This is a genomic window from Burkholderia sp. BCC1640, from assembly GCF_902833125.1.
In the GTDB taxonomy this organism is placed as follows: Bacteria; Pseudomonadota; Gammaproteobacteria; order Burkholderiales; family Burkholderiaceae; genus Burkholderia; species Burkholderia diffusa.
The window spans coordinates 1-14,669 of sequence record NZ_CADFEF010000059.1 but is presented as its reverse complement, the minus strand read 5'-3'; the positions used below and the strand labels follow the sequence as shown (position 1 = coordinate 14,669).

General features: G+C 56.8%; 10 protein-coding genes and 1 pseudogene. 2 read left to right on the top strand and 9 right to left on the bottom strand.

The genetic code is table 11. From position 1 onward, the window contains the following. Window positions 1-131 precede the first annotated feature (131 nt). Entirely contained in the window at window positions 132-1,142 is a 1,011-nt protein-coding gene (locus tag HWX25_RS31960) for a hypothetical protein (protein ID WP_175889142.1), read from the top strand. 355 nt (window positions 1,143-1,497) lie between these two features. On the opposite strand, the gene HWX25_RS31955 is transcribed toward HWX25_RS31960, so the two are convergent. Further along, window positions 1,498-2,403 carry a PIN domain-containing protein gene (locus HWX25_RS31955; protein ID WP_175889143.1) on the bottom strand — a complete coding sequence of 302 codons (906 nt, stop codon included), beginning with the start codon at window positions 2,401-2,403 and terminating at the stop codon, window positions 1,498-1,500. 314 nt (window positions 2,404-2,717) lie between these two features. Continuing rightward, window positions 2,718-2,981, bottom strand: a complete 264-nt coding sequence (locus tag HWX25_RS31950; protein WP_175889144.1) for a hypothetical protein — start codon at window positions 2,979-2,981, stop codon at window positions 2,718-2,720. A 245-nt stretch (window positions 2,982-3,226) separates the two neighbouring features. Here HWX25_RS31950 and HWX25_RS31945 point away from each other — a divergent pair. After that, window positions 3,227-3,573 (top strand): annotated as a pseudogene (locus tag HWX25_RS31945) (DUF2384 domain-containing protein). A 260-nt stretch (window positions 3,574-3,833) separates the two neighbouring features. On the opposite strand, the gene HWX25_RS31940 reads toward HWX25_RS31945, so the two are convergent. The 7 genes from HWX25_RS31940 to HWX25_RS31910 form a co-directional block, all read right to left on the bottom strand. After that, window positions 3,834-4,766, bottom strand: a complete 933-nt coding sequence (locus tag HWX25_RS31940; protein WP_175889145.1) for an amino acid ABC transporter substrate-binding protein — start codon at window positions 4,764-4,766, stop codon at window positions 3,834-3,836. 13 nt (window positions 4,767-4,779) lie between these two features. Further along, on the bottom strand, window positions 4,780-6,087 hold the full coding sequence (locus HWX25_RS31935) for a dicarboxylate/amino acid:cation symporter (RefSeq protein WP_175912556.1): 1,308 nt from the start codon (window positions 6,085-6,087) through the stop codon (window positions 4,780-4,782). A gap of 85 nt (window positions 6,088-6,172) precedes the next feature. Further along, window positions 6,173-7,171, bottom strand: coding sequence for a C45 family peptidase (locus tag HWX25_RS31930; RefSeq protein ID WP_175889147.1), 999 nt, complete (start codon window positions 7,169-7,171; stop codon window positions 6,173-6,175). An 8-nt stretch (window positions 7,172-7,179) separates the two neighbouring features. Next, window positions 7,180-8,637, bottom strand: coding sequence for a biotin carboxylase (locus HWX25_RS31925; protein ID WP_244114830.1), 1,458 nt, complete (start codon window positions 8,635-8,637; stop codon window positions 7,180-7,182). Continuing rightward, the gene (locus HWX25_RS31920; protein ID WP_175889148.1) at window positions 8,634-11,519 is read right to left on the bottom strand and encodes an aminotransferase class I/II-fold pyridoxal phosphate-dependent enzyme; all 2,886 of its coding nucleotides are present in this window, start codon (window positions 11,517-11,519) and stop codon (window positions 8,634-8,636) included. Before HWX25_RS31920 ends, HWX25_RS31925 begins: the two co-directional genes overlap by 4 nt. Window positions 11,520-11,603: 84 nt before the next feature. Then, a complete protein-coding gene (locus HWX25_RS31915) occupies window positions 11,604-12,467 on the bottom strand; it encodes a carbon-nitrogen hydrolase family protein (protein WP_175889149.1) in 864 nt (287 codons plus the stop codon). A gap of 714 nt (window positions 12,468-13,181) precedes the next feature. Next, window positions 13,182-14,344 (bottom strand): IS3 family transposase gene (locus HWX25_RS31910; protein ID WP_175912554.1). Its coding sequence is split into 2 segments (ribosomal slippage): window positions 13,182-14,089 and window positions 14,089-14,344, totalling 1,164 coding nucleotides; the frame shifts between segments, so codons are not numbered across the junction. Window positions 14,345-14,669: the final 325 nt, after the last annotated feature.

The window sequence follows — 14,669 nt, the reverse complement described above, 5'->3', positions numbered from 1 at the left end:
ATCACCAGCCACCCACCAGGCCCGGTGACAACACCCCCCGGATCATGACTGCGACTGGGGGCGAGAATCATGCCGGGCCTGGCTGGCCAAAGCCCCGATTATCGGGGCACGAAGATAGTAACGGGAGGCGAATGACGATCAATATCGCGCTCGCAACCAGCGAAGCTGTCATTCTCGGTTGCGATAGTCTAAGTAGCACGACCGATTACCTCTTGCGCCCGTGGGACTTCATTGAGCGCGATGCCGACGGCGCGCCGGTCGTCGACGAAAACGGTCTGGTGATCGCAAGATTTCCACTCGATGGTCTTCAACCCGTTGTCACAAACGCGTTTGGCGGCGTAACGAAGATGTTCTCTATCTCACACGGCGGGGTAGAAGCAGCCGCAGTCACATCTGGCTTGGCAACCTTGGCCGGGTCCACCATTCACTCTCATGCTGACGACTTCCTCAGTCGTGGGGATGCTGCGGAAACCGTGGCTGGTGTAGCTGAAGCGTTTCTTCATCATATGCGTCAGTTGTACGAGCGCGACATGGAAGCGTACTCACTGCCTCCAGGGTATCAACCGGAGCTGGAGTTTCTCGTTGGCGGATATGACGCAACGTCTGCGTTTCCCTCCTCCTTCCGCATCAAGGTGAAAGACAATACCTGCACGCTAATTTATGGGGACGGACGATGCGGCCTCATCTGGGCTGGACAGGCAGACGGCGTTGAAAGACTGCTGTTTGGTATAGACAGCCAGTTGAGATCAAGGATCATGCTGGCGGTTAACGATACAATCGACCGCTTTTATGAAGAATCGAAGGCGAAGACCGCGCAGATCGTGGCGCAACTCATCGATACCATGGGCCTCGACAGACTCCCGGACGAAATTGATACGGAGTTCGTAGCGAAGCCCACCATCGCGTTACCAGACGACGAGTTCCGACTCGACATCGACTTCGCGAATTCACCGATGCAGGATGCGATTGACTTGGTCTCGTATTTGGTTAATCTCCAATCAGGAAGGGCCAAGTTCGTAAGAGGTGTGGCAACAGTCGGCGGCAGGACCCATATTGGTGTCATAACGCGGAACAATCGACTGAAGATGCTCAACGAGCCTGACTTCATTCACCGCAATGTGGGGTACAGCAATGATTACTAACACCAGTCGAAGTGGTTCGCTCGGAACGACGAAGCCGGGCGAGGTTCGTGTCGGTGCCGCGACCGCGCGGTCGGGCTCGACTTCACTGACCCCAAAGCCTGCGCCAGCGACCGAGAAAGTGGAGACGCCGCGTGAGAAACTCGTGGTTGTGAGAGGGACTGTGTCGATTGTGGCAGTCGATACAAAGGCTAAGCCGTAATCCTGACGCCTCTCTTTTTGCCGAGATCTTCTTATTGTCGGCATCCGCGCTTTGAGGCGAAAGTTGTCTATCGTCCAAGAACTGCGACGGGACACCGATCCGTAACTCTCGCCACCTCACCCTTCCGGAATAGCCAACCTCGAGCGTCACAGCAAATCAAGCCGACGGTGAATCGGAGACGTTCCTTCGCAGCAGTTCGTAAACAGATACCAGCGCCTCATCTGTCAGGACCCGCCTATAGCCATACTCAGTGAATAGCGTCATCGCAACGTCAAGTGCACCACCAACTGATGGTTCAATACGCTTACGCATTTCGGATACCCGCGCCGACATCCACTGTCGTGAAGTCGGATGGATAAGCGCGACGCACATACATGCAGCGGCGGCATACCAGAATTCCTTCGGCAATCGAGAGGCCGCTTTCTTCACTTTAGGAAAGGTATCTTGGATGATCGCCAGGAACACGCGCAAAGATACTCCCGTGATGCTGTAACCACCAACCTGAAACGTCAACTGAACGGCAGATCTACGAGCATAGTTTCGCAGGGCCCCAAGAATCTCAATTGGGACGGTTTGCCCCTCCATTGCTTCAATATCCTTGTCACGAGACAGAATTCGCGCAGAGATCTTCTGTTGCAGACGCAGATACGGTACATCGTTGGGATCGAGATAGTCACTCCCATTTTCCGGTATGCCACCCACGTCGACAAACTTGATCAATGCCCTTAAGCGCGCCCAATGGACGATCAGCTTTTCCGCGTCGCACCCTTGCTTAACGAGATCAGGGAGATGCTCGGTTACCTCTTCTACGAGAAACGTTGGTGCATAGGCAAGGACTGTTTCGACTTCCAAGACCTCAAGTAATTCGCTTCGTGCGCTTTCATTGCGTCGTCGCTTACTTACCCACCTTAGCTCTCCGAGGATGATGTTTGCATCTATGATCAAATTAATCTGAAACAAGGGCGCCAATACTGATAGATGTTCTATTCCGTCGACGAACTCCCGCAGCCAGACAAGCTCGTCTGACCTAATGACATCCTCGAGTGCTTTCTGACTCCGCATCTTATTAGCACCTCGGACCGCGCGAGAGAGTGCTCGGTTTCTGCAAATTTCCCTGGATGATCCGTACGCAGACCTGAACACCATTTTCCACAAATTGAAGGCCCACCAACTGCGCAGGATCACGTGGCGGCCCGTTCTTTGGGCTGCAATCCAGCACGCAGAGCACCGCAGTCTTTTTGCCCTTCGCCACTGCATAGGATGCAGTCTGACTAGTAAAGCGTCGGCCATCCTCTAGAGCGAAAAGCGCCGATTTCTCAACCTTCAACTCGATAGGGATTCCACGGAACGACAAATCGGTAGGCCACACATCGTAGTCACCGTTCATGACCATCCTCACTCTTCGGTGGGCCATTAGAGACTGACTTTCCAGGCGCGGAAATTCGACGACACTCAGCGTAGCGATTTCGAATCCCGGCCACACCGGGTACGGTGACCAGATCTACCTCGAGTACGTCTCCAGCTTGCCACCCCTGGCTCGACAATTCGCTCCAGAGATCATCAGGAAGTTGCAGAACACCGTCGCCACTCCCATCAGGGGCGTCCTGAATCTCCATGATCCAGCGCTTCGTGACGGTCACGTCATTTCTCCACATGATTCACGCGATTGCGGGAGCCGATGTCATCTGGCAATCCCCTTGATGCCGAGCAAAGCGCTCGGGATGCAACTGCATGCTACACCGGGTTCGGCGTGCCGCGCGAAGCATCGATTTCGCACCAAGTTTGCGCGGACGAGCTTCAAACGTGAACGGGCGGCTAAGCGCCTTCAATACGACAACAGCGAGACAGCTACGGTTCAACACCGCCCAACGGCTTCGACCAGTTCATGGCCCTTGAGGGCCCCGGAGATCGCCGCGCCGATCGTTTCGGCACGACGCTTTGCAGCCGCCTTGCATATCGATATGCAAACGCTCGCACGGCTGGCCCATGTCAATCTCAATACCGTGAGCCGCCTGGCGGGCTACGAAAGCGTGCAAAAGTATTCGGGATGCCATCCGGATCATTCGAGCCTCGAACGATATCGCCGGGGATGTACAGAGCGCACTCTTCTGGTATCAAAATGAGCCGTTGCCGATCTTCGACTACAAGACTGCTGAACAATTAGTGTCGGAAGGACGCGTTGACGACTTGCTTCGCTACGTCGTTTCGCTTGCGGCAGGTGCAGCGGGGTAAGACGGGAAACACACGTTGTAGGTCAGCCGAAGAACGTTTACTCTCAGGTCAAAGCTGACCTATGTTCGGCGACGGAAAACAGGGAGCGGGGCATATTGGACTGGACGTCGTTCCGCGGTATGTTGCCTGCCCCACCTCTTCAAATACACGCTCGATGCGCGGTGTATTTCGGACACGCGCACGCATCACTTTCGGCCACTCGCACCTCCGAAACGACCCGGCCCTCAATGGCGCCGGGTCGCTGACGCCAAGATTGCCACTCACTCCGTCTTCGCACCCATCGTTTGAATAATTATCCTCAGATGTGTACTCATTGGTAGGTTCAAACTCGTCCCGGTCGGCAGTTTCCGAAGGAACCAGCGCTTGTACTGACGCTCGATCTCTCCGTCCGCTGCCAGTTCCTCGAATGTAGTCTTTACGACCTGCGCGAGCAATGGGTCACCACTCCGGAACATAATCCCATACGGTTCATAAGAAAGATAGTCGCCAACGACTTGGAATTGCCCGTGCCTGCCCGCATCCTGTGCGATCAAACCGTAAAGCAACGCCTCGTCCGTTGCAAACGCATCCACTTGCCCGCTCGCAACCGCTTCGAAACCTTCCTTGTGTTCACGTACCACCACCAACTGCATCCCAAGGTTGAATTTCTGGTCGAGATCGCGCAGCGCCTTCTCGTTGGTCGTGCCGGCTGTCACCGCGACCTGCTTACCCGCGAGGTCGCGGAACGAGCGAATCGACGCCCCCGCCTTCACCATCACCTTCGTGCCGGAAACGTAGATGATCGGCGAAAACGCGACACGCTTCTGGCGCTCAAGGCTTCTCGTCGTGGATCCGCACTCGAGGTCAACCTGACCGTTGACAACTTGATCGATCCGGTTGTCAGCTGTGACCGGCACCCAGCGAATGGACACGCTCCTATTGATCGAATCCTCGATCGCGGACACGAGCGCTTTGCACAACTCGATCGAATATCCAATCGGCTCGTTGCGTGTGTTGATGAACGAGAACGGCACCGACGAGTCGCGGTAGCCAAGCGTGATCGTTCCGCTGTCGCGCACCTTCTCAAGGGTGCCCGATAACGTAACCGGTGGCGCCGCCGAAGATAGGTCGGCCGCATCCTGTGCATTCGCCGCCGCGGACGCGGCGAATAGGCCAGCGACGACGAGAGCCCCCCAGAACCTCGGAATCTTCATCACGCGGCTCCTGTCAAGCATCAGCAGGGTGTGCAAGCGTCGCCCTGACTTCGGCATCGAGACGTGCCGCATTCACGTTCGCATCGGTCTCCGACAACAGTGCGCCCTCCCACATTGCGACAACTGCGCTCGCGATCGAGTTACCTACGGCGTTAGTCGCAGAGCGGCCCATGTCGAGGAACGTATCGACGCCGAGGATAAGCAAGAGACCCGCCTCCGGCAGCTGGAACTGGGTGAGCGTTGCGGCGATAACAACGAGTGACGCCCGCGGCACCCCGGCCATCCCCTTCGATGTCAGCATCAGTACAAGCAGCATCGTGATCTGCGTGCCAAGCGACAGATGAATGTTGTACGCCTGCGCGATAAAGAGAGTCGCAAACGTGCAGTACATCATCGAGCCGTCAAGGTTAAACGAGTATCCCATCGGCATCACGAAGCTCGAAATCTTCCGATTAACGCCGAAGCGGTCAAGTGCATCGAGAATCTTTGGATATGCGGCCTCCGAACTTGCAGTCGCGAACGACAGCATGAACGCCTCCCTGATCAGTACGAGCAGCTTCAGTACGCGCGGCCCAAGGAAAACGAAGCCCGCAAACGCTAGGAGTCCCCACAACAAGAAGAGGCTAAGGTAGAAATCGCTCATGAACACCGCAAACTTCAACAGGATCGACAACCCGTTCACTGCGACAGTCGATGCCATTGCAGCAAGAACCGCGAGCGGTGCGAGTTTCATCACGTAGCCGGTGATCTTCAGCATCGCATGCGAAAGCTGGTCGATCGCAGCGACAAGAACCTTTGCCTTCTCTCCGAGCGCCGCGAGTGCGACACCGAAAAACATGGAGAACACGACGATCTGGAGGATCTCGTTGTTTGCCAGTGCTTCGGCAAATGAGCGCGGCACCATATGTCCGACGAAATCCTTAAGTGTGAACTTCGACGTCGCAAGGTTTACCGACGCGCCGATGTCGGGCAACGGTAAACCAAGGTTCAGGCCGGGCTGGAGCAGATTCGACATCAGAAGGCCAAGCAACAACGACGTTACCGATGCCGTGATGAACCAGGCGAACGCCTTCACAAAAACCCGCCCGACCGACGATGCGTCCCCCATATGCGCGATCCCAACGACGAGCGTCGAGAATACGAGCGGGCCGATAATCATCTTGATCAGCCGCAGAAAGACATCGGACACGAGTGAAATATAGCTGGCGATTTCCGTCGACACCTTCTTATCGGGAAACTCCGTATAGATCATGTAGCCAATCGCAATGCCGATCAACATCGCGATCAGAATCCATACCGCTGAAGATTTCTTCTTTCTCATCTTAATGTCTCCATGCTCCAAATCTGTGTTGAGTGATGAACCACCGAGGCGCGAGGCGTTCGGCTCATCCACCTCTATTCCGCTGTTAAAACCGATTCCGATCTTGAAGAATTACCTGCCGACTCCCTTCTTCGAAAGAATGCAGGGACTGATCCCAGCATTCTTCCGGCCACCACAGCTCGGCTCTTCGTGACATGGGTCGATAGACTGCCGAGTAAAGAGTTCCGTATCCTCGCTGCCACGCGTTTTGATACAGTGGTTCTTGCAGCAAGACATTGATCGCCTGCTGTGCTGGGCCAGGCTGAACAACCTGAAGCTGAAGAGCAGCGAGCCGATCACGCGAGTGAGTCGCCCGCGCATGCTCCGGCCATTCGACCGAGTTCTGGAAGTTGGTCACGGCATAGCGGCGCGTAACCTCGGTCGGTCGGTCGGGATTGACAAACACCGTCGCCCAGTCCGCTTTAGAGTCGAGTAGCGTGACGCTGTAACTCATATGTACTGGCACACGTTGAAGTATCGCCACCGCTTCAGCGGTCGTCCTCGCGGTTTCCAGCACGTACCGCAGCACCAGCGGAATTCCGAAGCCGGTTCCGGACACGGTGCGCCCGCCGAACGACAGCGACGCCGCAAGCCCGTTGTCGTTCACCCCGTCGAGCGCGCCCCACAAGCAGTCACCCATCGCAGCAACTCGCGAGCCGACCCAGCGTGTCGCGAGCCAGTTTCCTTCGAGCAACGCAGGTGCGAAGTCATAGTTGCGCAGCAGCATCGGCTCCTCGTGGCCGCCAGGATCGATCCAAACCGCCTGCGAGCAACCCGCGATATACGGCGGCGGACACCACAGGGACAGGAAACGCGCCTCGACGTCACCGCCGCCGATGAGCTCAACGAGACGCTCCCACGTTGGCACGAGTTCAGGCATATGCGTGCGCAGAGCACGTCGGGATTCGAGGTAGCTCGGGCGGCCGGCCACGCCACTTCGAAGAAACCAAGCACGGTAGCTCGGCCAGGCTCGTTCGAACAGGGCGCGCCACTTCTCGCCGGGAACATCCTCGACGACGGCCTGGAACTGCAGACTGATCGGCATGGTGACCCTCAGAGAATCTTGAACGAGCCGGGTGCGGGCACCGCCTCAGGTTGCGAGGCAACAATCGGCTTACCCGCGTAGTACTGCTTCAGTCCACGCACCCAGTCACGTGCACGAATGTTGAGCCTGAAGTTGTCGTCCATCGATCGCCCACGCGTGATCAAAATTCCAAGATCTGCTCCCTCATAGCGATAGTCGCCAGGACCTGCAATTCGCATGAAGAATGCCTCGCGCTCCGTGTCGATCGCACGCCGGTGGCAGTCGAATCGATGATACGAAACGCTACCGTCGTCGGCCATCCGGTAAATACCGGTCGCCGGCGCGTGTGTGACCTGGTCGACGTTGTCGTCGGTGTACTTCAGCACGACCTGCGACCACGAATCGATGAAGTGTGCCTGCGCCCAGCGCTCGTTGATCTCCTTCACGTTCAGGTCAAATGGCACTCCCGAGAACTCAAGCAGGTGAAAAAGGAAGAGCGGTGCGTCTGCGTACGCGAACGCTGCATGATTCGTCATCGGGCTCGCGCCGCAAATGCGCGGATTCAATTCGCCCAGATAGACCTCGCCGGAATCGACGTCGATCAGGAAATCAAGGTCGAAATAGCCGCGATAGCCTTCGTTCAGCAACTGATCGCCGAACTTCTCGGCCATCGCGCGCGCCTTCGCGCGCACCTCCTCCGTGAATGCACCCGGGAACACCTCATTGCCGCACCAGCCTCCCTTGTATGGCGTCAACTCGCGCGCGCCGACTACCTCGGTCAGCAGTGGCCCGACGAGGGTCCCGGACTGCGTTGCGCATGCTTCAAGTGTGGCCCCGCGGCAATTGATTCGCTTCATAATCTTGACTTCGGGGTCGTTGACGATTTCATCCTTGTGCTTATTGAAATCGTCCTCGGACGCAATGAAGAACGTCGTATGTCCGGAGTCGCCAAATGCGGACTGCACGACAAGATCCCGGCCGAGTCCACTGCGCTCCGCAATCTGCATCAGATGAGCGTAACTGTCGACCTTCTCGAGCGCATTCGGTACGGAGTAAACACCAGCCTTGTTTCCGATCCGAACGGTTTCCATCTTGTTGTCACATCGGGTGCGAAGCGCGGCCGGCGGGAACCAGACATCCATGCCGATTTCTTCCGCGAGGGCTTCCGTCTTCTCGTCAAACATGAGGAATGTCGCGACAGGCCGGCCACCGCGACGCTCGACCAGGTCGATCACTTCCTTGTGAGACAAAAGATAGTTGTTGATGTCCTCAATCGACTGAAACTCGTCGTGCGGTGACTCACTAGGAACAAACACGTTCGGATGACGCCCATCGAAGCAGTCGATGTAGTTGATGTACATAAAGCGGTTCACCCACCTGTCGATGCCAAGCAGGTTGAAGTTGGTCGCGCTAATGAAGTAGATCGGTCGCTCGTTGCGGTGGAACATCAGCAACAGATCGGAAACACTCTTAACTTTATCGCTCAATTTTGGCTCCTGGATACGTCGTCTTTGACAGTGGTGAATCCGGCGATCTGCTCTACCTCAGTGTCCGCGGGTGCGTCGCCCGACTGCCTCTGCGCCACTCGGTCCGAAAGCGCGATAGCGACGCGCGAAGCGGTGCCCTGTACCGCGCGATCAAGAGCGTCCTGACTGAAGATCCGGAAGCCCAACTCTGGACGGAAGCCGTGGATCTCGCGCACATCGAGTGCCGCCATAAACTGGAGGATCCCGGCACTAATCACCTGGCCTGGCACGAGGATCGGGAAGCCCGGCGGATAGGGGATCACGAACAGTGCGGACACAAGATCACGGCCGGTGGCGATCGCGCGAGCTGCCTCGTTCATGTCGATGTACTCGCAGTTCGCATCGTCGTACGACAGGAAGAACGCACTTCGAATGTCGCCGTCGCGCGTCTCCGCACGGCTTTCGATGCTGCGACCGCGGAACGCGAAGTGGAAGCTCGAGAAATCGGGCAGAGGCGGTTGCTCGAGAGTCAACGACCGCACGCGCTTTTCATGGGTCCGGCGCTCGATCGTGCTCATATCAGACACGCGTGCGTCGACGTCGCGCGCGATCTTTGCAAGTACCTCAATCAGGTATGCAATGGCCGAGCGGGTTGAGCCGATATTCGTCATGAAAAGTACGGTATTGCGCGAAGTCTTGTTGATCTGGATACCGTACTTGTCCATCAACTCCTTGTTCTTGAACGTGTCGCCGTCCATCCCAGTTGCACCGATCACGAGCGTCGCACGTGTCGGGTCGAGCACGAACTCGTCGGTTCGCCAGGCTGTCTCGAGGTTATTCCAGCCTGTCTCATCATCGTAGTAGCTATTGACACCAGAGTCGCGATAGGCCGGCGGCACTACATCGGAGACGCGCAGAAAGCGGAAGTAGCGGCTCAACAACGGATGCTGCTTAACCTGTTCCCGCAGACTCATTGCGAGCTCGAGCTGACGCTGGATCAACTCATAGCCCTCAAGCTCGACCTGACGACGGCCGACGTCCAACGACGCGAGAATTTGGTAATTCGGCGATGTTGAAGTGTGGGTCATGTAGGCTTCGTGGAACGACTCTTCGGCCTTGTCCTTGAAATCCTGATCCCACACATGGATCATCGAGCCTTGGCGTAATGCAGTAAGCGTCTTGTGAGTCGAATGCGTCGCGTAAACACGCACCCGCGCGCGGGTTGGGTCGGGCAACAAGCGCGTGTCGAGAAGCTGTGCATCGTCACTCCAGTCAATCGTAAGCGCGAACTCCTCATAACTTTTCGCGTACTCAGGGTCATTGAACTTGTCAGCGAGCTTTGCGGCGCTCGCCATCGCAGTTCGTTGCCGATAGATCGGATGACAGCGCGCGAACGCAAACCATGCCTCGTCCCACAAGAACACGAGATCCGGTTTGATCGCGAGGCACTCCATCATCACGCGTTCGACGTCGTACACGATTCCGTCGAACGTACAGTTGGTGAGCAAAACCATCCGTACCCGGTCAAGCGTGCCCGCACGGCGGAAGGAAAGCAGCGTCTCCTTGATGTGCCTGATCGGCACCGCGCCATACATTGAATACACGTCGAGCGGATAGGAGTCGAGGTACGTGACTTGTGCACCCGCGAGCACTAGTCCGTAGTGGTGCGACTTGTGACAATTCCGGTCAACGAGCACGATATCGTCCGGTCGAACGAGCGCTTGGACGACGATCTTGTTGCAGGTCGACGTGCCGTTGGTCGCGAAGTAAGTGCGGCGGGCCCCGAACGCGCGCGCAGCATACTCCTGCGCGAGCTTCAGTGGACCGACCGGATCGAGCAAGGAGTCAAGACCGCCAGACGTCGCGGAAGTCTCGGCCATGAACAGGTTCATCCCGTAGAACTGGGCCAAGTCGCCGATCCAGTTGCTGTTCATGATTGCCTTTCCGCGCGCGAGCGGCAACGCATGGAACACTCCAGTCGGCTGCTTCGCGTAGTCGCGCAGTGCATTGAAGAAAGGCGTCTTGTGGCGTTCGCTGACACCTTTCATGATCGAGCTGTACAGCTCAATGTGATCTTCCTCGCCGAAGAAGATCCGCTTGAAAACTTCACCGACACGTGCCGCAATGTCCTCGACACTCACGTCGGTTACGAGATACAAGTCGAGCTCTGGACGGATCTGCGCAATCCGACGGCCGAGCAATGGCCCGCGCTCAAACTCAGGCATCGCCTCGATGTTCTCATCGAGGCCCTCAAGAAAGCGGCGCAGCATGTCGTTGTGATTGACCGAGCGGAATGGGAACCCATGCCTTATGACAACGGCCTGCAGGTTAAAATTTACGAGTGTTGCGATCAGCGCGTCCTCGAAACTCGGCACGACGACGATGTCGAAGATGAAATCGTCGTCTGGGCTACGCTTTCGTTGAACGCGGCGGCGCAAAGCCTCCTCTTCGCTCGCTGACATTTCGTCAACGATTAGTACCTCAAAATAAGGACGCGTGAGTTGTGCCTGGCGTTCGCTGTCGGTCTCGATCTGTGAAGGAAGCTCGTTGTCACTGTCTAGCGTGTTCGCGTCGTGACGATATGTGCGCGCAGCCAGCACACGGTGAATACGGCGCGCCGCCTGATGTGCGCGAACCATCTCCTCGCGCTCGATCCAGTGACGCAATTCACCGAACACCCGGCCGCCCGGGAATGCCCAGTAACTTTCGATCGGTGTCAACAGTTCAACAGTTCGCCGCACGTTCTGCATACGCAGCGCGCGCTCCGGATCATCCGCTGGCAGGATCGCGAGACGGCTCAGGTCGTCGACCAGATTGATCCACCCGTCGGCACGCCCTTCCCACACGCTGCGATGGCGGCCGAGCGACGCGCAGTTCTGGGACAACGGTTGCTCTGCTGTCATGTCTCCTTCTCCTTGGCTCAATTTTTGTGTGCGAGCGGATCGCCCGGCTTTGTACCCATCACACGGCCGGGCGCGCCGATTTGCTTAGTCGGGTTTCGTCAACGGTCCCAACGTACCAAGGTACGGAAAGTCATGACTCTCTTTCCGATACACCGGGAAGTCGCAGTTGCGGTCGCGGAAACTCTTCAGCGGCTGGCCGAGGTTTCGCAAACCGCATTCACGTTCGCGGCGCACGCGCTCGAAATCGACTGCGATTGGAATGATTTCAGTGCCGCCGTCGGCCTGATGCAGGACATAGCCAGACGGGTCACAGACAATCGATCGTCCGACGCCACCATCACCGACGCCATTGATGTCGAAGAAATACACCTGGTTCTGTGCCGCAGATGCGCGCGCAATCGCGAGCTCGACGTCTCGGTCGATCGTATCCGTCATCGTCGGATGTAAGATGACCTCAGCTCCCATCGCGGCCAGCGTGCGCGTGGTCTCCGGGAACCACATGTCGTAGCAGATCGACACGCCGATCCGCCCCGCGTCTGGAACATCGAATACGCAAAACTCGGTGCCGCCCTCAACACCGCGCTCATATGGACGGAATGGGAACAGCTTGCGAAAGCAAGCGACAACTTCTCCGCTTGGGTCGATCACCGGCGTCGTGTTGTATACCACCGCACCATCTGGTCCTTCAACGCGCTCGAACAACGAGCCAGGGATAAGCCACAAGCCAGTCTCACGCGCGAGCTCCGAGAGGCGCGCTACCGCAGGCCCGGGTATCGGCTCAGCTCTGTCGTGCTTTGGACCGAGAGGCGCCAACTCCGAAAACATCACCATCCGCACCCAGGGGAAGCGCGTTCGGATGTGGCGCAAATAATTGCCAATCACCTCGACATTGCTTTCGAATGCCGAGACCGCCATTTGTACACCCGCGATACCGAAATTTGACTTCATGACTACTCTCAACGTTTGATGCAAAACAGGCCAGCAAAATACTTCTTCCGGCCATCGCAGCTTGCTGAATAAAATAGAAATTTATTGAAGTAAGACCAACCAGCAACCAGAAACGACTTCCGCAATAGCGAATGCCAACACCACCAAGCCTCTCTTGGCGAAAGCGGAGTGATAGCGCTGCGGAGCGCTAGCGTTCAATCCGCGGCGTGTGCATGAGATTTGCCGTGTAGACGACACCTCCACCTACAGCGCCGATCTTCGTCATACCGGTCGAGATCCATGGTCATACCTATCAGTTCGTTCACAACCATACTTGCAACCGCTTACCAACGATCGACGGTTAACTAATTTTGATGAATCAATTCACTAACTTTTTTAGTAGATTTATCGAACCGGGGATCGCGCCGGGATGTGAAAGGTATGCAGCCAATTTGAGTCGCGCAATGCTGATGCATTTTTCGACTGACGCAATCTAAAAAAAGCATCGCCCAACAATGACCTCCTCCCCAAAAAAGTGCGATGAAGCTTGCGGAAATGCAATTGACTTTTCGACGCAACGAACACACCCTACGAAACGCGTGCGCCATAGTGTTGAAAGAATTGTGACTGAGCAGAGTCAGACTGACGTGAGGATGCCGGTTACCGACTGATACGTTGTGCATGAGATCGGAACCGACTTGCTTTCGTTAGGCAAATTCGCGCGCGGTGTAGTGGTCAACCAACCCCGGACACTGCGTTAAGTTTTTCTTCCGCAACAGCCGGCGCCAGTCCGTCATTGAACTGATGCGGCCGTATCCAGTTGTACCGATGCATCAGGTAGTGGCTGATATCCCGGTGTGCTTCCTGCGCCGACATGTAACCCACTGACGGCAGCCATTCTGTCTTGAAGCTGCGGAACAGCCTCTCCATCGGAGAATTGTCCCAACAGTTTCCGCGACGGCTCATGCTCTGCTGTATCCGATAGCGCCACAGGCGCTGACGGAATTTCCGACTCGCATACTGACCGCCCTGATCCGAGTGGAATAGCAACCCTTGTGGCCGACCACGCTGCTCATAGGCCATGTCCAGCGCCTGCACGACCAGATCGGCATCCGGGCGTGTCGAGAACGCCCAGCCGACGACTCGGCGCGTGAACAAATCAAGTACGGCGGCCAGGTAATGCCAACGGCCTTGCGCCCAGACATACGTGATGTCGCCACACCAGACCTGATTCGGCGCATCAACCTCGAACTGACGGTTGAGATGGTTCGGAATATCGATCCGCTCGACCGTAGCTTGCTTGTACGCATGGCTGCCGGGCTGCTTGCAGATCAACCCCAGCTCTTCCATCAAGCGACTTACCTTGAAGCGGCCAATCGCCGTGCCTTCCTCGCGCATCATGCCCATGATGCTGCGGCTGCCAGCAGAGCTTCGACTCTCGACGAACAGTTCGTGCACCCGGTGGCGCAACGCCATACGCTCGGCATCTACGCGCTGGGCACGCTCCCGGTACGCATACAGACAGGACCGCGATACGTCGAATACCGCGCACATCAGTTCGACTGATTCGCCTGCGCAGATCTGATCAATTACTTCGTACGTTCTATGCCTTCCGACATCAAGAGCGCGGTAGCCTTTTTTAAAATGGCCTTCTCACGCTCGAGGCGTTCGATACGCGCCTCGAGTTCCTGAATGCGTTGCTGATCCGGCGTGATTGCCTTGCCCTGCGGCGTGACACCCTGACGCTCCATTTGAAGCTGGTGCACCCAGCGGCGCAGTACCGTCTCGCCGACGCCGACCGAGCGACTCGCCTCCATATGGCTATAGCCCTGGTCGAGCACCAGACACGCGGCTTGCTGTTTGAACTCCGGGGAAAACGTACTACGTCGCTTGGTCATTAGAGACCTCTTCATGGCGAGCATTCTCGCCTAAATCAGTGTCCGGGTTCATTAGACCACTACACGGCGCCGCGGACACAAATTGCGGCGGATTCCCCAACGACGTTCCGCGCCACCACGCAGCCTTGGACTTGCCGACTCACGACGCAGTCATGCTTTCTGATTCTTCCCAATGAGAGAACAACGTCCGCCAAAGAATGGGCGGCCTCAAATCTGAAGTGCAACACTCTCGCCATCCGGTAATGTCCGCGAATGGCAAAGAGAACGTACCAACAACTTCAACCTGAAGAACGTATGCGAATCGATTTCTGGCGTGACGAGGGCT

What these genes read in the sequence shown, in the direction of transcription:
- HWX25_RS31960 (WP_175889142.1), top strand. Translation starts at nt 132, where the DNA reads ATGACGATCAATATCGCGCTCGCAACCAGCGAAGCTGTCATTCTCGGT.
- HWX25_RS31955 (WP_175889143.1), bottom strand. Translation starts at nt 2,403, where the DNA reads ATGCGGAGTCAGAAAGCACTCGAGGATGTCATTAGGTCAGACGAGCTT.
- HWX25_RS31940 (WP_175889145.1), bottom strand. Translation starts at nt 4,766, where the DNA reads ATGAAGATTCCGAGGTTCTGGGGGGCTCTCGTCGTCGCTGGCCTATTC.
- HWX25_RS31935 (WP_175912556.1), bottom strand. Translation starts at nt 6,087, where the DNA reads ATGAGAAAGAAGAAATCTTCAGCGGTATGGATTCTGATCGCGATGTTG.
- HWX25_RS31930 (WP_175889147.1), bottom strand. Translation starts at nt 7,171, where the DNA reads ATGCCGATCAGTCTGCAGTTCCAGGCCGTCGTCGAGGATGTTCCCGGC.
- HWX25_RS31920 (WP_175889148.1), bottom strand. Translation starts at nt 11,519, where the DNA reads ATGACAGCAGAGCAACCGTTGTCCCAGAACTGCGCGTCGCTCGGCCGC.
- HWX25_RS31915 (WP_175889149.1), bottom strand. Translation starts at nt 12,467, where the DNA reads ATGAAGTCAAATTTCGGTATCGCGGGTGTACAAATGGCGGTCTCGGCA.